The sequence below is a fragment of the bacterium SCSIO 12696 genome (genome assembly GCA_024397955.1).
Taxonomy (GTDB): Bacteria; Pseudomonadota; Gammaproteobacteria; order Pseudomonadales; family Porticoccaceae; genus SCSIO-12696.
The window spans coordinates 2,200,885-2,217,837 of record CP073744.1 but is presented as its reverse complement, the minus strand read 5'-3'; the positions used below and the strand labels follow the sequence as shown (position 1 = coordinate 2,217,837).

The following is a 16,953-nucleotide window of genomic DNA, read 5'->3' as shown; positions in this document are numbered from 1 at the left end:
CTTTTTAGCGACCGGTTTAAAAGCCTTGGAGTTAAAGTTAACCAACCCCTTTGGCAATCTCTTCGCGCAGTTGCTTTTCCAATTCCCGCGCACTTTTCAGCTCGTTGATACGGCTTTTTACATAGCCAATCCAAGGATCAGCGGTACCTTTAACTTTCGGATCTTTGGCAGCCCGTTGCAAGGCTTTTACAGAGTCCGAATATTTTTTCAGGTAAAACAGAGCAACACCTTCCTGGAAGTGACTGGCCCCGGGTTTACGAGCCTTGTCTTTCGCCTTCTGGGATTTGCGTGCAGTGTCTATGGCTTTCTGATAAGCACCGGAGTTGATGTACTCTTCTGCCAGTATATTCAACATCTCGGCATCGTTATTAGACAATTTCACGTAACGCTCCAACACAGAAATAGACTTCTTCCTTTCACCGGCTTGTTGCAGGGTAAAGAAAAGGTCTTTCAGGTGTTTAGGAGTTTCTTCCAGGTAGCCTTTTTCCAAGCCATATTCGTAGACTTTGGCCATCTGGTAAGGCGCACCGTTAGAGTTGTAGCCATAGGCCAACGCTTTCAAGAAAGTGGACTTGGTCAGCTGATCCTGCATAAACAGGGAGTCAAAGATGTAAAGAGCGTCCAGTGGGCGTTCCAAATCCTGTTGATAAACCACGCCCAGTTCCTGCCAGTAGCGCTTTTTGGGGAAGTGCGTTACCAAAATTTCCAGAATCTCAGCAACTTTCTTTGAGTTTTTCTGTTCACTGTAAATAAACTTCTGAGTCGCGTACCAACGTTCCTTAGGCAGTTGACCCGCGGCTTTTACGTCAGCGATAGCTTCTTCTACCCACTCAAGTGAGCGCCCATACTGCTCCAGGAAAAAGTGCGTTTGGCCAATCTTGAACTTTTTGTCCGGCTTGACTTCAACACCCATTCCCAGCCACTCGTGGTGATAGTCGAGCGCCTTTTGGAAATTACCGCTAGCCATGTGAAGTTCAGACAAGGTATTAAGGATTTCACGAATTTGTGACTCACGCATTTTCTGGTGCAAAGTCAACAACGTTTCGTAATGCTTAATAATGGGCCCGTAGTCACTTTCGTGCTTGGGATCTTTTTCGCTTTTAAGGCCATCAATGGCAAATGCGTACTCGATCTCTTTCCACAAAAAGCTGATTTTTTCCGCATCCGTGTATTTGCTGTAGCGAGAGCGCATACTGGAAAGGGTGCTTCCAAAACTATCCCAATCTTTCTCTTCCGCCATTTTTGACAACTTATCAAATTGGCGGGCAAAAGAATTACCCAAGGGCTCAACACGCCTCAGTTCTTTTTCTTTTTTGTACTTCGACTTTTTGTTAGGCCAAGTTGCCGCCTCAGCGGACGCGCCCAAATCAACAAAAGGAGTCAACACAGGGGGGGCTGCAAGAATGGCCAAAGCCAAAGCTCCCCCAGTTGCAACTTTTATTGCTGCTTTATGAAAACTAAACATTTTGTCGCTCCGACTTAACATCTGTATTCAACCACACCGTATCGGCACCAATACTTGTTCAGACCACTGTTTTGACGGCAAATCGCCCAACTTAGCTGTCTTTTTCCAGTTCAAAGGTGAACTGATAAGTAGTGATGAATTCTACCGGCTGGTTTTCCTCTATCTTAGGCTTAAATTTAAGCTTTTTAGCCGCTTTGATGGCTTCGTTATTGAATACCGTACTTGGTTTGTAAGAGCCATCTTTCTGTTTGACAACACCTTCAATAACAGTGGGATCCAATACAACGCCGTTCACGGATACCGTAAACTCCACAATCACGTAACCTTCTTGGCCACGCTCCAGTGCGCGCTGAGGATAGCGAGGAGCAACCCGCTTAATGGGGCGCGCTTCACTGCTACCACCAAACCCACCTGCACCCAAACCTAGACCGGTTTCCACACGGGGAGCATCAATCTGCACAGCCAGCTGAACATCGTCCACTTTGGCTTGTTGTTGCTGCATACGCGGCGGAGGTGGTTCTTTGGCCTCTGGCTTTGGTGGCTCAAACTTTTTGAAGTTGGCTTCGATCTGTTCCTCTGCCTGCCAGATATTGGCCAGCGGCGTTGACTCTTCGTTAGTCGGTGCCTGCACATCGGAAGCGACCAACGTGTACATCAAAACCAGAAGGCCAAAAGTAATAATCGCACCCGGCAGTAAGGAGATACCTAATCTTGCTTGCAACATTTGCTACCCTCCCTCTTTGCTCGTGGCGATAATGATGCCGGTAACACCAGCATCTCTGGCGGCATCGTAGACTTTACCAACCGCTTCCAGTTTGGACTTTTCATCCACCTGGATAACCACATTGCCTTTTGGGTTCTCAGCAAACAGACGTTTGATAACCGGTTTCAGATCGTTGTCCTCGACAGGCTTTTTGTCGATGTGAACCTCGTTATTGGCGTTCACTGAGACCAATACAGCTGTAGGCTTTAAACGTGCGGTTTTGGCTTCTACCTTGTTGATCTCCTGACCCGGCGTCTTGATAAAAGATGCCGTAACAATAAAGAAGATCAGCATAATGAAAACCACGTCGAGCATTGGCGTCAAGTCGATAGACTGGCCCTGTGGTTCTGCTTTGCGTGTTCTTTCCCGCATGACAGTTCTCGTTAAATATAAGTGACTCGAATGTAAACACCACCGAGCCCAGCGGTTAACCGCGGGCTCAGTGATCCATCGTCATATGGTCTTCAAGCAGGCCTTTCTCACGGGTAGCAACCCGATCCAGATACGTATTACCAAATACACCGGAAATGGCGGTCACCATACCAGCCATGGTTGGGATAGTGGCTTTAAATACGCCGCTTGCCATGGACTTGGCGTCACCGCCTCCAGTAATACCCATAATATCGAAGACGTGAATCATCCCCCAAACAGTACCCATCAGGCCAAACAATGGCGCCAGGGCGATCATGGTTTTCACCATGTTCATGTTTTCGTCGATTTTTACCTCGACGCGAGAAATGATCGCTTCGCGAACCTGGTGAGCCCGTTTGGAGCGGCGCTCGGCACGCTCCTCCCAGGTATCAATGGCAGCCTGAACGTCCCTTTTCAGGGAGGTTTTGAAATACCATACGCGCTCGAAGATCAGTGTCCACAGTATGAACAGCAGGGGAACGATGAAATACTTGAGTATTTCACCCCCCATGTTCAGGAAGTCCTGGATTCCAGTGAGTGCGTCGTTCAGAGCATCCATGATTATTGGCCCTCGGCGTTCTCAGCCACAATACCGGCACTCTGCTCTTCCAACACGTGGAGGATGCGCTGTGCACGACCATTTACCAAGGTGTGTAGCAAGATGGTAGGAATAGCCACTACCAGACCCAATACCGTGGTCACCAAGGCAGAAGAAATACCACCGGCCATGTTTTTGGGGTCACCGGCACCGAAGATGGTAATCGCCTGGAAGGTAGCAATCATACCGGTTACGGTACCCAGCAGACCCAACAGTGGGGCAACCATGGCAATAATCTTCAGCAGGTTGAGACCAGACTCAATAGCAGGGCGCTCTTTCAGAACAGCTTCGTGAAGCTTCAGTTCCAGAGATTCCGCGTCAGCCTGTGGGTTTTCTTCAGCCACTTTCAGCACACGGCCCAATGGGTTGTTGTTATTGGCTTGAGTGGTATCACGCAGCTGGGCGTTCACTTTAGCACCCACACCGGACAGTACGATAAAGCGGAAGATGGCCAACAGTACTGCGAACACACCTACACCACTAATGATGTAACCAACCAGACCGCCCTGGTGCCACTTTTCAGTAATGGTTGGCAGGTCAACCAGTTTGGTCATCAGGGTTGGGCCCTGTGCACCCTGGGGATCCAGCGCGGTAGCGGTGAAGCCAGAGGTGGCACCGCCCAATGCAGCAATAGAGCTGGTGTAAGACCCTTTAGGCTGAGAAGGCAGAGAGGAAATATTGCCAGTCTCTTTGTCGTAGTTCAGGTAGTCGCCACCAGAAGTCAGGCCGTAGTTACCGATACGCAGAACTTCGGCATCCACTTTTTCACCACCGCTAAAAATGCTGGTGTTGAACTTAACCACTTTGGTGCCCTGGTCAATTTCAAACAGCATGGCTTTCCACATGCCTTCGATTTCACTGATGTCTGGCAGGGTTGGCGTAGAAGTGCTGGAAATTTTTGAACGCAACTCTTCCAGTGGTGCAGTACGATCAGGGTACTGGGCACTGACAATGGAATCGTTGAGATAACTGATCACGTCACCAGAAGTGGAGGACAAGTGACCAAACAGCTCTTTCAATGAACCCAGGCGATTGTTGTACTGCTCTTGCAGCTCACCGATAGCACGCTCATTGTCCGCCTCTTGCTTTTCCAGGGCTTCAGAACGGGCTTTTTCACGGTTCAGCTGAGCGCGAACATTGTTGAGCATGGACTGGCGATTTTGCTGCTCGCTGAGGAAACGCTGCTCACGTTGACGGTGTTCGGCGGACTCATTGATGGAGCCAGCTTCAATCATCTTCAACAGCTCTTCCAGAGATGCTGCCTTTTCCTGCTCAGCAGCGTTTACGGAAAACGCCAGAGCGACAGAGGCAACGGCCATCAGGCCTTTTTTAAAGATACGCTTGTTCATTATTGTGCCTCCGGCGCTTTGATCGGCATGGTCATAATATCCAGAGTGGCGGTTTTCTTGGCGATGCGAATAGCGGTAGAGATGGCGTTGCGATATTCACCCGCATCAAGAGGAACCCAGCTGCGGCTGGCCTGATCCCAAACACCGGCCTTGCCTTTGTCTTTGGTTTGATAAACCAATGAAGTGCGGCCCAAACGGAAGATATTCACTTCCTGAGGAGCACCGTCCACTTCAATTTCAGTCACATAAGTTTCAATTTTGTTGCCGTATTCCAGCTCGATACGATACGCCTCGAGAACCTGACGGAATTTTTCCGCAACCGACAGACCGGAATCGCCGATGCTTTCGCGGAAGCGCTTAACGCGCTCTTGGCGCTCTTCCAAGTTGAATGGCAGATCGATGGCAACGTGCTGCTCCAGACCCTCGATCATGCGTTCAATCAGAGGTGGAATGCGACGCTCGGTATCCTGAACACCGGCAATAGAAGCCTTGAGGCGATCCATTTGCAATTTTTGGTGAGCAATCACCAGTTCTTTCTGGCGATTGTAAACCTTGGTGTCTTCCAGTTCGTCGTTGACGGTTTGGAAGTCCAGAACCAGGTCGTCAGTCGCAGCAGCGATCTTGTCGATACGCTTTTGGGAAGCCTGGGCATTAGCCAGTTTCTTCTCTCCAGCCTTGAGAATGTCGTCGACCTCAGCGGCCTGCGTACCAGCGGCACCAACACCCAGCGCGGCGGCGGCAATTATCAGTTTTAATGAGTGTTTCATACGTCCCTCGATATGGGTATCAAACAGTTATAACGGGCTGCCCCACCACTTCGGGTTAGGCATAGGGTCACCGTTTTATGGCAACGGGGCAGCAATTATTAACAGCGGCGAGTTTCTTTGGCAACGAAACCCATCAATCGAGAGCAGATTACTATTTTGACTGTTACGTTAGGTAACACATGAATGCACAACGACCAGAATCCGTCGCTGCGTATAACTGGGAGCTATGTACGTGCCCGATCCTTCACCACAAAGTGGTAGTGGTAATCCCCTCCAGGCTCTCCGGAAGTACGTTCCACCTCTTGCCACGCGTTGGTATCCAAAGCCGGAAAGTGAGCATCCCCTTCCACATCCGCGTCCACTTCAGTGATATAGAGGCGGTCCGCCAACGGCAATGCCTGGCGGTAAATTTCACCGCCACCCATGACCATCAGCTCAGACACACCGTCAGCGGCAGCCACCTGCTGGGCCAGCTCAAGGGCAGCATCCAGGGAGTTAGCCACTTTCACAGCCGCCATATTCTCGCCTTCAGGGCACCACCCGGCTTGCCGGGTCACCACAATATTGGTGCGCCCAGGCAGTGGACGACCAATGGACTCCCAGGTTTTGCGCCCCATAATCACCGGCTTGCCCATGGTAACCGCCTTGAAATAACGCAGGTCACCAGAAAGATGCCAGGGCAATTGGTTGTTGCGGCCAATGGTGCCATTGCGAGCCATAGCGACAATCAGGCAAATGTTCACAGCGTGTCCTTAAACAGCAATGGGGGCAGAGATATGGGGATGCGGGTCGTAATCGACAATTTCAAAATCTTCAAAGCGGTAATCGAAAATCGACTCTGGCACACGATGAATCACCAGTTTGGGCAGGGGTCGCGGCTCCCTTTCCAATTGTGTACGAGCCTGCTCCAGGTGATTCTGATACAGATGCAGATCCGCCACGGAAATAACAATCTCGCCAGGCTCGTAACCGCACTGCTGAGCCAACATATGAGTGAGAAATGCCAGGCTGGCGGTATTGTAGGGGTTGCCCAAAAACAAGTCATTGGAACGAATATAGAGCATCGCCGACAATTTATTGTCGACCACATAAAACTGATACAGCAAGTGACAGGGAGGCAACGCCATACGCCCTTCGGCAGCATTCTCCCAAGGCTTTTTTGATTCATCCGGCAACTGCGCCACATTCCAGGCGTGGAAAATATGGCGACGGCTGTTGGGGTTGGCTTTTAACCCTTCCACCAGCTCGGCAATCTGGTCAATATGGCCGCCCTTACCATCGGGCCAAAAGCGCCACTGGTGGCCGTATACCGGGCCCAACTCCCCTTCCTGCGTGGCCCACTCATCCCAAATGGTCACACCATTGTCATTGAGGCTCTTGATGTTGGTGTCACCTTTTAAAAACCACAACAGTTCGTGGAGGATAGAACGAATATGCAACTTTTTGGTGGTGAGCAGGGGAAAGCCTTCCGCCAGGTCGTAACGCACCATGCGACCAAACACGGAGCGGGTGCCCGTGCCGGTACGGTCCCCTTTATCGGCACCGTTTTCCAAAACATCTTTTAGCAGTTCGAGATAGGCTTTCATTTTCTTCTCTTTTTCTTGGCGCGTTTCTTTGGCTTGGTCGCTTCTGCAGGCTGAGCAGCTTGCGGCTGCGGTGCTGACTTTTGACGCCAGGCCCAAATCAGCAACGCGATGCCTGCCGCCATCATCGGCAAGCAGAGTTGTTGACCGCGGGTCATCCAGTCAAACAACAGCGGTATGCCGCTGTCAGGCTCGCGCACAAACTCCACCAGATAACGGAACAGGCCATATAAAAACAGGAACAAGCCACCCACCAAACCCGCTGGCCGTGGTTTGCGGCTCACCCAGAACAGGATAATAAACAGCACAATGCCTTCAAGGAACATTTCGTACAACTGCGAGGGGTGGCGTGGCTGACTGTCGGCCTTGGGAAACACCATGCCCCACCAACCATCCGTGGGCCGCCCCCAGAGTTCGCCACCGATAAAATTCCCCAGGCGGCCAAACGCCAACCCCAATGGCACCATGGGCACAATAAATTCCGCCACCGGCACAAACGGTTTTTTAATACGGCAGCTAAAGCGCCAGAGAGCAACCAGTACCCCGATCAAGCCACCGTGGAAGGCCATCCCCCCTTCCCAGATGCGGAATATCCACAGCGGGTCGTCCAACCAATGGCCAAAGTTGTAAAAGATGGCGGAGCCCAAACGGCCACCCACAATCACACCAAAGGCGATGTAAACAATCAGATCTTCCACATCCTTCGGTTGCACCACCGCCCAGGACTGGCGACTGCGGTGGCGGGCCAACAACCAGGCGCTGGCAAATGCCAGCAGGTACATCACACCGTACCAGTGTATTTGGACGAACCCCAAGTCCAGGGCGACGGGGTCAATATTGGGGTAAGTCATGGAACACGATTCTCAGTAGCCGTTGAACAGCGGTGGTGATTCTAACGTGGAAGTGCGGCAATAACTATCTCAGCCGCTTGTTGGCAACAGCGGGAGGGCTTACTTGGTGTTAACGGCTCTCAGCAATTCTTTCATACCCGGCCTGGCGAGCTTACTCTGCAAGAGCTCAACCACTGCAAACGCATCGGGCATGGCTTGTGCAGATTCCGCCAGTTTGCGAGCTTCCCGACTACTGACCTGGCGCAGAATGGCTTTCACTCGAAGCAAATTGGATGAGCTCATCGACAATACCTCATAGCCCATTCCAACCAGCAGCACCGCCCCAAGAGGGTCGCCGGCAAATTCACCGCAGACACTCACCGGGCGATTTTCCCGCAGTGCACCATCAACGATGGTTTGCAGTGCATTGAGCAACGCCGGGTGAAAGGCGTGATACAGATCGGCTACCCGGCTGTTGTTGCGATCCACTGCCAGTAGGTATTGGGTGAGATCATTGGTGCCTACCGATAAAAAATCCACCCGACGGGCAATTTCGCGAATTTGATACACCGCAGCGGGCACTTCCACCATGGCCCCAATTTGTGGCATCACCAGGCTATAACCCTCTTCCTTGGTGAGCTCATCAAAAGCGCGGTAGATCAAATCCATGGCCGCTTCCAACTCTGGAATATTGGAAATCATCGGCAGCATGATGCGCAGGTTATCCAGCCCTTCCGAGGCCTTCATCATGGCGCGAATTTGACCGAGAAAAATCTCCGGATGATCAAGAGTAACGCGAATCCCCCGCCACCCCAGAAACGGATTGGCCTCTTCGATGGGAAAATAAGGCAGCGCTTTGTCACCGCCCACATCCAGGGTACGCATGGTCACCGGGCGCGGCGCAAATATTTCCAGCTGTTCCCGGTAAATTTTTCGCTGCTCTTCTTCTGAAGGAAAGCGTTCATGCATCAAGAACGGCACTTCGGTGCGGTACAGGCCAACGCCCTCTGCGCCGCGATCCAGAGATAACATGGTATCGATGCGCAGGCCCGTGTTCACCCAAAGGCCCACCCGTTGATCATCACAAGTAACACAGGGCTGATCACGCAGCTGCTCCAGGTTAGCCGCCAACAATTGCTCTTCATAGCGTTGTTGTTCGTAGCTAACCCGCAGCGCCGGGGTAAAGTGGGCGATCACCCTGCCTTGATGACCATCGACAATCAGCTCACAACCATCCACCTCCAACAGCGGCAAATCCACCGCCCCCATCACCGTGGGCACACCCAGTGCACGGCCCAAAATCGCCATGTGAGAGTTGCGTGAACCGCGCACCGAAATCATCCCCACCAGTTTGTCGTGAGGCACATCCGCCAACATCGGCGCTGCCAACTCTTCACCGATCAGAATGGTATTCTCCGGGTATTCGATTTGCCTGGGCTGGCTCTGCTGAATGTGTGCCAACACTCGCCGACCCAGGTCGCGCACATCGGATGCACGCTCGCGGAGATAGGCATCATCCATGCTCTCAAAGTTGCGCACGTGTTCGCGAATCACAGCAGCCCAGGCACTTTGAGCAGCCAGCTTCTGGTCGCGAATCATGGCGACAACCTCGTCACTGAGGCTGTGATCATCGAGCATACTGATATAGACCCCAAACAAAGCTCGCTCGCTGTTGCTGAGCTTGCCAACCATATTCGCGTCCAGGTTGTGCAGGTCCTCCTTGGTACGACGAATCGCCTCCTTAAAGCGCACCAATTCCCCGTCCACATCCTCTATGTAACGGCGGGATACCGCCCGCAAATCCGCCGGGGCCGCCACCAATACCGCAACGCCAATAGCAATGCCAGGGGCACTGGGAATACCGTTAAGCACAACCTCGGAGGGCACTTGTGGTGGGTTTGCACCGGGGGAACTCAATTGTTGTTTGAGCTCGCCAGTGGCCTCAGCATGAGCAATGGTGGCCGCCAGTTGAGCGCAAATAGTAACCAGAAAAGCTTCCTCGCCTTCGTCAAAACGGCGGGACTCCTCTTCCTGGACACAAACCACACCCAACACTTTGCGATGATGAATAATTGGGGCCCCTAAAAAGGCGGCAAAGCGTTCCTCACCGGTTTCGGGGAAATAGGTATATCTGGGATGTCGGCTGGCATTTTCCAGGTTGATGGGCTCTTCTTTGGTGGCCACCAGACCGATCAGGCCCTCGCCATCGGCAATATAAACCTTGCCAACTGCCTGTTGGTAGAAACCATCGGTAGCACGCAGCACGTAACCGCCCTGTTGGCACAAAAAAACCGAGCAGCCGCCAACCTTCATTTCCTCTTTGACACGTTGAGCAGCAATAGTCAGTACCTCTGCCATACTACCGGCAGCATTAACCTCCTGAACAATACTGCGCAAGGATTCAAGCACGCTGATTCCTCAATTGGCCACGTTCCAATTCAATTTGTGCAGGCGCCAACTCACGCAGCGCACGGCGATAAACATCCCGTTTAAAATCCACTACTTTGTCCACCGGGTACCAGTAATTTACCCACTGCCAGCCATCAAACTCGGCTTTGTGACCACACTCAAAGCAAATGTCGCTTTCATCCCCTACCAACTTGAGTAAAAACCACTTTTGCTTCTGGCCGATACACAGGGGTTTGGCGTTTTGGCGCACGTATTTTTTCGGCAGGCGATAACGCAGCCAGTGGCGGGTGGACGCCAACAACTTGACGTCTTTTTTACGCAGCCCCACCTCCTCATACAGCTCACGGTAGAGCGCTTGCTCGGGGGACTCACCCCGATCCACCCCACCCTGAGGGAACTGCCAGGCATTCTGGCCAATGCGTTTGGCCCACAGTAACTGGCCGAAATCATTGGCAATAACAATGCCTACGTTGGGGCGAAAGCCCTCTTTATCAATCACTTACAGCCTCCTTAGAATGAAGGTTATTGTTCCATAACTTCAGACCATATGCACAGGAGATGTTCATTTTTGACTGATAAAAAAAGCCGCCCGAAGGCGGCTTTGCAGTTTCTACTGAGCGTTGCGCTTAAAGATTGGCTTCCGCGTACTCCGCCAGCAGCGAGCGGGGCACACCCTGCAGCTGAATATTGCCGCCGTATTCAAAGCCTTTAAAGCGCTCTGTGAGATAAGTGAGCCCGGAACTGGTGGCGCTCAAGTAGGGGGTGTCGATCTGCGCCAGATTGCCCAGGCAAACCACTTTGGAACCCTTACCCGCGCGAGTGACGATGGTTTTGATCTGATGAGGCGTGAGGTTTTGCGACTCGTCGATCAAAATCAGGCTGTGCTGAAAGCTGCGACCGCGAATGTAGTTCAACGACTTAAACATTAACGGCACCTTATTGAGCACGTAGTCGACACTGCCAGAGCAATCCTCATCGTCGTAGTGCAAGGCTTCCAGATTATCGGTAATGGCACCCAGCCAGGGCTCCATTTTTTCCTCCTCCGTGCCCGGCAAAAAACCGATGTCTTCATCCAACCCCTGGGTGCTGCGAGTGGCGATAATACGGCGGTAGGTTTTGGTGGTGACCGTTTGCTCAATGGCCGCTGCTAGGGCAAGAATAGTTTTACCAGAGCCCGCCGAACCCACCAGATTCACCAGATGAATGTCCGGATCCATCAACAGATGCAAAGCCATGGCCTGGTAGATATCGCGAGGTTTCAGGCCCCAGGCCTCCTGCTCCAGCAGGGACTGCTGATCCAGTTGCTTAAGGGTAATGCTGTCATCGGTGATTCCCACCACCTGCCCCACAAACCCCTGCTCATCGAGCACAAACTGGTTGGGGTGAACATCTTGCAAGTGAGCGCAGCGTGGCACTCGGTGATAGGCATACCCGGCGTCTGCCTCAGTCTCCACCGATTCGATGGAGTCCCAAAAACTACCGGCAAATTCCACAAAGCCTTTGTTGATCAGCTCGATATCGCTGACCAATTGGTCGCTGTGATAATCCTCAGAATCGATGCCGCAGCCTCGAGCTTTGAGGCGCATATTGATGTCTTTAGTCACTAGCACCACCCGCTTTTCCGGGTACTGCTGTTTCAGCAGGCAAATATCGTTGATGATTTTGTTGTCGTTGAGATGAGTGGGTAATACGGCGACATTATCCGGTGCCTGACTCATCAGAATTGAAAGGGTACCCAGGGGCTCGCTTTTCTCCCCGCGGCGGATAGCGACACCACTTTCCACTTCGTCAGAGGTAGCGCCTCCCAGTATTTGATCAATACCACGAATCGCCTGACGGCAGTCAGCAGCCAGGGTGTTGCGGCCACTTTTTAGCTTGTCCAACTCTTCCAATACGGTCATTGGAATGGCGACATGGTGTTCTTCAAAATTGAGTAAGGCAGTGGGGTCGTGAATCAGGACGTTGGTGTCCAGGATATAGATTGTCGGTTGTTCGCTGGAAGGGTGAGCGGTGTTATCGCTATTAGAATTGTGAACGCTGTGTTCGGCCACCGGCATGGCGTCTCCCATAAGCACTTCTCCAGGTCGTGTCGTGGAAAACGGCAGGCTTATGGATGCTCTGTGAGCAATTGGCAGATACCCAAACAGCCTGCCAATAAACTTGCTGATGTTGCAAGGCAACTATGCCTATATCGGCCGCTGTCTGTAAATCTTTTTTTGTTTTTTTTGGGAATTTTTTTAAATTTTAAATGGGCTCAATACAAACACCCAGTCACAGTTATTCCTCAACCTGGCCAAGGTGCTGGAAACGCGGTACGGCGTTGCCATCAATAGTCACCGTTTCTACAAACATGGTCAGCGGCCGCACCCACAGGCTTCGGTCACCGTAGCAGGGTCGGTAGACAACCAACAACTCTTCGGTTTCCGAATGCCTGGCCACGCCAACCACTTCGTAGTTGTTGCCCTTATAGTGTCGGTAGAGACCAGGCTGCAAATCATTGCTGGGCATCGATCACCTCCTTGGCAAAGATGGCTTTTAGATACCGGGTTTCCGGAATCGCAGGATGCAGCGGGTGATCCAGGCCAGCACCACCGCTGGCGATTACCTGCAACTGACGGCCACTGCGAGAGCCCGCCTGACGCACCACATCCATTAGCATTGCCTCCGACAAATGCATGGAGCAGGAAGCAGACACCAACAAACCACCGGGCGCCAGCACCTTAATCGCCAGTTGGTTGATTTGGTGGTAAGCCTTCTCACCCTGGCGAATATCCTTGCGGCGTTTTATAAAGGCCGGTGGGTCGAGCACCACAATATCGAATTGCTGCTTTTCTGCAGCCATGGCTTTTAGCACTTCAGCGGCCTTTCCCTGGCGCCCGCTGAATTGACTGGCCACGCCGTTGAGTTCAGCACTGGCGGCAGCGGCATTAAGGGCTTCTTCGGAAGCATCCACACAACAGGCCGAACCAGCGCCAGCCGTCAGTGCTTCCACGCCCCAGCCACCGGCGTAACTGAATACATCCAACACACTTTTGCCGGGGCACAACCGCTGCAGCAGGGCGCGGTTCTCCCGGTGGTCGTAAAACCAACCGGTTTTTTGGCCCGCCAGCAGTGGCACCATAAAGCGAGTGTTGTTCTCCGTAATTTCCACGGTTTCTGGCACATCGCCAAAAGCCACTTCCACAGATTCCGGCAAGCCTTCCTGCTGGCGGAACGGCCCCATATTGCGCAGCAGAATGCCCTTAGGGTCGATCAGCTCGACCAGTGTTTTAACCACCTGGTCTTGCATCTGATCCATGGTGGTCGTGGCCAGCTGCACCGCCAGATAATCACCAAAGCGGTCCACCACCAAGCCGGGCAGGCCGTCGGCATCGCCATAACAGAGCCGGTAACAACCGCCGGGGTAAGCTTGCTCCCTTTGCGCCAGAGCCGCTTGCAGGCGCTGGTGTAAAAAGTTGGTATCGAGTTTCTGGTTCGGGTCGCGGCTGTATAAGCGCGCACAAATCAGGCTGTTGGGGCTGACCCCTGCGACACCCAAGGGGTTGCCGCGGCTATCTTCAACCACTGCCACAGCGCCTGCAGCCATTCCTTTCAGCGGTGTTGCCGCCACATCCACTTCGTTGCTGTATACCCAGGGGTGGCCGCCGCGAAGTCGGCGTTCTTTGCCGGGTTTAAGGCGCAGTTTCAATTCGGTCATTTTGGTTCTCGGTGGCTTGTAGGGTTTGTACTTGAGCAAAAATAAAGCCGCCTAAAATGGCGGCTTTACCCGATGGCCCTGTAAATGTGGTCTATTTGGATGCAGTGCAAGGCGAAGGTTGCGCGAGCAGCGGAGTGAACATCCGTTCATTAGCAGCGCAGCAAAGCCTTCAACACAGCAATGCGCCAAAGAGGCCGCATTTACTCGTTGTCGCATACTTCCTGGTACGCATCCGCATCCAGCAGGGATTCCAACTCAGAGGCATCGCTCAGTTTGATTTGGAAAAACCAGCCGTCGCCGTAGGGTGAGCTGTTGGCGGTTTCCGGGGCGTCTTCCAGGTCGTCATTGATGGCCACCACTTCACCGGATACCGGGCTGTAGATGTCAGAGGCCGCTTTTACGGATTCCACCACACCGGCGTCGTCACCAGCAGACAGCTCAGCACCCACTTCGGGCAGTTCCACAAACACAATATCGCCCAGGGCTTCCTGGGCATGGTCGGTAATGCCTACGGTTACGGTGCCGTCGCCTTCATCGCGAATCCACTCGTGGGAGGCTATGTACTTCAGGCCGCTGATTACTTCGCTCATTTTTTATTCCTCTTACTTAATTCGGTAAAACCCGGTTTAAATATTGATGTCTCTCATACGCTCGCGGCACAGGGCCGTTTTTTGCTCCTGCAAAAACGGCATTTCCGCCATCCGTGGCGGTCAGATGTGCCGCCGCTGGCTTGCCAGCGCGAGCGCTATCAAGGCCAGCAAAGTCACACCTTTGCGCCAGCATTGATAGCGCGACGCAATCCAAAAGCCAGGATGGCATTTTGGATTGCCAAGGTATTAGTCAAATGCCTTGGCGCCATTGCGCACAAAGCAGGGTTTGATGACTCGGGCGGGGGCCAGCTTGCCCCGCAATTCCACCTGAACTTGGTCACCAACGGTTTTCGGTACCCTGGCAAAGGCGATGGCGGTACCCAGGGTGGGTGAAAAAGCACCGCTGGTAATAATACCGTCGTCATCGCTGCCTTCAACCTCTACGCGCATTCCGGCGCGCAATACTCCGCGGCCTTCAAACACCAGGCCTACCAATTTGTTCTTAACGCCGTCGGCTTTTTGCTGGGTTAATGCCGCGCGGCCAATAAAGTCGCGGTCTTGTGGCTCCCAGGTCACCGTCCAGGCCATATTGGCTTCCAGGGGTGATACCTCGTCGGTCATGTCGTTGCCATACAGATTCATGCCCGCTTCCAGACGCAAGGTATCTCGAGCTGCGAGGCCGCAGGGTTCAACACCGGCGTTGTGCAGTCGCTGCCAAAAATCGGCGGCTTTTTCGCCAGGCAACATAATTTCCAGGCCATCTTCTCCGGAGTAACCGGTACGGGCGATGTACCAACTGCCCACTTGTCTAGCCACAAAAGGCTTGAGCTCGTCGATGGCAGCCACCGCATCGTCGCAAACAACGGATTTGGTCAGCTCGATGGCCTGCGGCCCCTGAATGGCGATCATGGCAAATTCCGGGCGTTCACTCAGGGTGACCTCAAAGCCATTTGCTTGCTCAGTCATCCAGTCCAGGTCTTTTTCACGGGTGGCGCAGTTCACCACCACGCGGTAATCCGTGGCGCTGTTGTGGTAGATGATCAGGTCGTCAATCACCCCGCCCTGTTCATTGAGCATTCCGCTGTACAGTGCCTTGCCGGGCTGGCCGTCGAGTTTGGCGACGTCGTGGGTGACCAGTTTGCGCAAGTAGGCGCGAGCGTCTGAGCCGGCGACGTCAATCACCGTCATGTGGCTGACGTCGAACATCCCCGCCTTCTGGCGTACCGCGTGATGCTCTTCAATTTGCGAACCGTAATTAAGCGGCATATCCCAGCCGCCAAAATCGACAATTTTGCCGCCCAGCTCGCTGTGAGTCTGGAACAACTCAGTGCGGTTACCCATAACAAATACCCGTTGTGCTTAGTCGGTTGAAAGGCGGCATTTTATAGGTAAACCGATACAGCCCCAACAAGATTTCAACACTCATGTATCATGCCGCCATGACTGATCGCGACTCAAACAACAATGCTCATCCATACGATGCCCTGACGCCAGATCGAGTGATCGATGCAGTGGAGCAACAGGGTTATTTCAGTGATGCCCGCATACTGCCATTAAACAGTTACGAGAACCGGGTTTATCAGGTAGGTATCGAAGATGGTGAGCATCTGATCGCCAAGTTCTATCGGCCCCAGCGCTGGAGCAGAGAACAGATTCTTGAAGAGCACCAGTTTACCCACGAGCTGGCGCATTTGGAGATTCCGGTGGTGCCGCCACTGGCAGACAGTGATGGCAAAACCCTGCACAACGACGGCGACTTTGACTTCGCCCTGTTCCAGCGGCGCGGCGGCCGTGCCCCGGAACTGGATAACCTCGACAATCTGGAAATCCTCGGCCGTTACCTGGGGCGTATCCACGCTGCAGGCAAGGCCCAGCCATTTCAGCACCGGCCTGCGGTTGATGTGCAGAGCTACGCCATCGACAGCTACCAGTTTTTAAAAAGCCATCAGTGCCTGCCCATGGCGCTGGAAACCGCCTACTGCACACTGGTGGAAGATTTACTGCCCCAACTGGAAGCCTTGTTCAGCCGTTGCGATTTTCAAACCATCCGCCTGCATGGAGATTGCCACCCGGGTAATATTTTGTGGCGCGACGATCTGCCGCATTTTGTGGATTTTGACGATTGCCGCAGCGGCCCGGCAATCCAGGATTTGTGGATGCTGCTGTCCGGCGGCCGCCGTCAGCAGACAGAACAGCTGGATGCGATTCTGGAAGGCTATGAGCAGTTTTGCGATTTCGATCCGGCGGAATTGGCGTTGATCGAAGGGCTGCGTACCCTGCGTATCATGCACTACGCCGCCTGGTTGGCGCGCCGCTGGGATGACCCGGCGTTTCCGCGGGCATTCCCCTGGTTCAACAGCGAACGTTACTGGGGGGAACACATCCTGGAATTGCGCGAGCAGCTGGCGGCGCTGCAGGAGCCGCCCTTGAGCTTGCAACCTTGACGTTATCAACAACCGCAGGAATACTCACCGCAATTTAGATTTAAGCC

General features: G+C 53.1%; 17 protein-coding genes. 1 reads left to right on the top strand and 16 read right to left on the bottom strand.

The genetic code is table 11. The features are described from left to right. Positions 1–37 precede the first annotated feature (37 nt). From KFE80_10265 to gcvT, 16 genes are all read right to left on the bottom strand, one after another. Positions 38–1,282 (bottom strand): hypothetical protein, encoded by a 1,245-nt coding sequence (locus KFE80_10265; GenBank protein ID UTW44774.1) that lies wholly within the window; start codon positions 1,280–1,282, stop codon positions 38–40. A 274-nt stretch (positions 1,283–1,556) separates the two neighbouring features. Then, positions 1,557–2,189, bottom strand: coding sequence for an energy transducer TonB (locus KFE80_10260; GenBank protein ID UTW44773.1), 633 nt, complete (start codon positions 2,187–2,189; stop codon positions 1,557–1,559). A gap of 3 nt (positions 2,190–2,192) precedes the next feature. Continuing rightward, positions 2,193–2,600, bottom strand: coding sequence for a biopolymer transporter ExbD (locus tag KFE80_10255; GenBank protein ID UTW44772.1), 408 nt, complete (start codon positions 2,598–2,600; stop codon positions 2,193–2,195). A gap of 67 nt (positions 2,601–2,667) precedes the next feature. Continuing rightward, positions 2,668–3,198 (bottom strand): MotA/TolQ/ExbB proton channel family protein, encoded by a 531-nt coding sequence (locus KFE80_10250; protein ID UTW44771.1) that lies wholly within the window; start codon positions 3,196–3,198, stop codon positions 2,668–2,670. A 2-nt stretch (positions 3,199–3,200) separates the two neighbouring features. After that, positions 3,201–4,586, bottom strand: a complete 1,386-nt coding sequence (locus tag KFE80_10245) for a MotA/TolQ/ExbB proton channel family protein (GenBank protein ID UTW44770.1) — start codon at positions 4,584–4,586, stop codon at positions 3,201–3,203. Further along, positions 4,586–5,353: a DUF3450 domain-containing protein gene (locus tag KFE80_10240; GenBank protein ID UTW44769.1), complete on the bottom strand. Its 768-nt coding sequence runs from the start codon at positions 5,351–5,353 to the stop codon at positions 4,586–4,588. Before KFE80_10240 ends, KFE80_10245 begins: the two co-directional genes overlap by 1 nt. 224 nt (positions 5,354–5,577) lie before the next feature. Next, a complete protein-coding gene (locus tag KFE80_10235; GenBank protein UTW44768.1) occupies positions 5,578–6,096 on the bottom strand; it encodes a dihydrofolate reductase in 519 nt (172 codons plus the stop codon). Between the two features lie 9 nt (positions 6,097–6,105). Beyond that, entirely contained in the window at positions 6,106–6,939 is an 834-nt protein-coding gene (locus KFE80_10230) for a thymidylate synthase (protein UTW44767.1), read from the bottom strand. Next, positions 6,936–7,787, bottom strand: a complete 852-nt coding sequence (locus tag KFE80_10225; GenBank protein ID UTW44766.1) for a prolipoprotein diacylglyceryl transferase — start codon at positions 7,785–7,787, stop codon at positions 6,936–6,938. The genes KFE80_10230 and KFE80_10225 overlap by 4 nt, the downstream gene beginning before the upstream one ends. Positions 7,788–7,886: 99 nt before the next feature. Continuing rightward, on the bottom strand, positions 7,887–10,175 hold the full coding sequence (gene ptsP / locus KFE80_10220; GenBank protein ID UTW44765.1) for a phosphoenolpyruvate--protein phosphotransferase: 2,289 nt from the start codon (positions 10,173–10,175) through the stop codon (positions 7,887–7,889). Next, positions 10,168–10,674, bottom strand: a complete 507-nt coding sequence (gene rppH / locus KFE80_10215) for an RNA pyrophosphohydrolase (GenBank protein UTW44764.1) — start codon at positions 10,672–10,674, stop codon at positions 10,168–10,170. The genes ptsP and rppH overlap by 8 nt, the downstream gene beginning before the upstream one ends. A 127-nt stretch (positions 10,675–10,801) precedes the next feature. Further along, positions 10,802–12,232: a PhoH family protein gene (locus KFE80_10210; protein ID UTW46693.1), complete on the bottom strand. Its 1,431-nt coding sequence runs from the start codon at positions 12,230–12,232 to the stop codon at positions 10,802–10,804. Between the two features lie 220 nt (positions 12,233–12,452). Beyond that, complete coding sequence (locus KFE80_10205; protein UTW44763.1) at positions 12,453–12,683, bottom strand: DUF1653 domain-containing protein; 231 nt, start codon at positions 12,681–12,683, stop codon at positions 12,453–12,455. After that, positions 12,670–13,872 (bottom strand): class I SAM-dependent rRNA methyltransferase, encoded by a 1,203-nt coding sequence (locus KFE80_10200; GenBank protein UTW44762.1) that lies wholly within the window; start codon positions 13,870–13,872, stop codon positions 12,670–12,672. Before KFE80_10200 ends, KFE80_10205 begins: the two co-directional genes overlap by 14 nt. Before the next feature lie 200 nt (positions 13,873–14,072). Then, positions 14,073–14,462 (bottom strand): glycine cleavage system protein GcvH, encoded by a 390-nt coding sequence (gene gcvH / locus KFE80_10195; protein UTW44761.1) that lies wholly within the window; start codon positions 14,460–14,462, stop codon positions 14,073–14,075. Positions 14,463–14,708: 246 nt separating this feature from the next. Then, entirely contained in the window at positions 14,709–15,803 is a 1,095-nt protein-coding gene (gene gcvT / locus KFE80_10190) for a glycine cleavage system aminomethyltransferase GcvT (protein ID UTW44760.1), read from the bottom strand. A 98-nt stretch (positions 15,804–15,901) separates the two neighbouring features. On the opposite strand from gcvT, the gene KFE80_10185 reads away from it, so the two are divergent. Beyond that, positions 15,902–16,906 carry a serine/threonine protein kinase gene (locus tag KFE80_10185; GenBank protein UTW44759.1) on the top strand — a complete coding sequence of 335 codons (1,005 nt, stop codon included), beginning with the start codon at positions 15,902–15,904 and terminating at the stop codon, positions 16,904–16,906. Positions 16,907–16,953: the final 47 nt, after the last annotated feature.

What these genes read in the sequence shown, in the direction of transcription:
- gcvH (UTW44761.1), bottom strand. Translation starts at nt 14,462, where the DNA reads ATGAGCGAAGTAATCAGCGGCCTGAAGTACATAGCCTCCCACGAGTGG.
- KFE80_10250 (UTW44771.1), bottom strand. Translation starts at nt 3,198, where the DNA reads ATGGATGCTCTGAACGACGCACTCACTGGAATCCAGGACTTCCTGAAC.
- KFE80_10255 (UTW44772.1), bottom strand. Translation starts at nt 2,600, where the DNA reads ATGCGGGAAAGAACACGCAAAGCAGAACCACAGGGCCAGTCTATCGAC.
- gcvT (UTW44760.1), bottom strand. Translation starts at nt 15,803, where the DNA reads ATGGGTAACCGCACTGAGTTGTTCCAGACTCACAGCGAGCTGGGCGGC.
- KFE80_10240 (UTW44769.1), bottom strand. Translation starts at nt 5,353, where the DNA reads ATGAAACACTCATTAAAACTGATAATTGCCGCCGCCGCGCTGGGTGTT.
- KFE80_10185 (UTW44759.1), top strand. Translation starts at nt 15,902, where the DNA reads ATGACTGATCGCGACTCAAACAACAATGCTCATCCATACGATGCCCTG.
- KFE80_10205 (UTW44763.1), bottom strand. Translation starts at nt 12,683, where the DNA reads ATGCCCAGCAATGATTTGCAGCCTGGTCTCTACCGACACTATAAGGGC.
- KFE80_10225 (UTW44766.1), bottom strand. Translation starts at nt 7,787, where the DNA reads ATGACTTACCCCAATATTGACCCCGTCGCCCTGGACTTGGGGTTCGTC.
- KFE80_10210 (UTW46693.1), bottom strand. Translation starts at nt 12,232, where the DNA reads ATGCCGGTGGCCGAACACAGCGTTCACAATTCTAATAGCGATAACACC.
- KFE80_10200 (UTW44762.1), bottom strand. Translation starts at nt 13,872, where the DNA reads ATGACCGAATTGAAACTGCGCCTTAAACCCGGCAAAGAACGCCGACTT.
- KFE80_10260 (UTW44773.1), bottom strand. Translation starts at nt 2,189, where the DNA reads ATGTTGCAAGCAAGATTAGGTATCTCCTTACTGCCGGGTGCGATTATT.
- KFE80_10245 (UTW44770.1), bottom strand. Translation starts at nt 4,586, where the DNA reads ATGAACAAGCGTATCTTTAAAAAAGGCCTGATGGCCGTTGCCTCTGTC.
- KFE80_10230 (UTW44767.1), bottom strand. Translation starts at nt 6,939, where the DNA reads ATGAAAGCCTATCTCGAACTGCTAAAAGATGTTTTGGAAAACGGTGCC.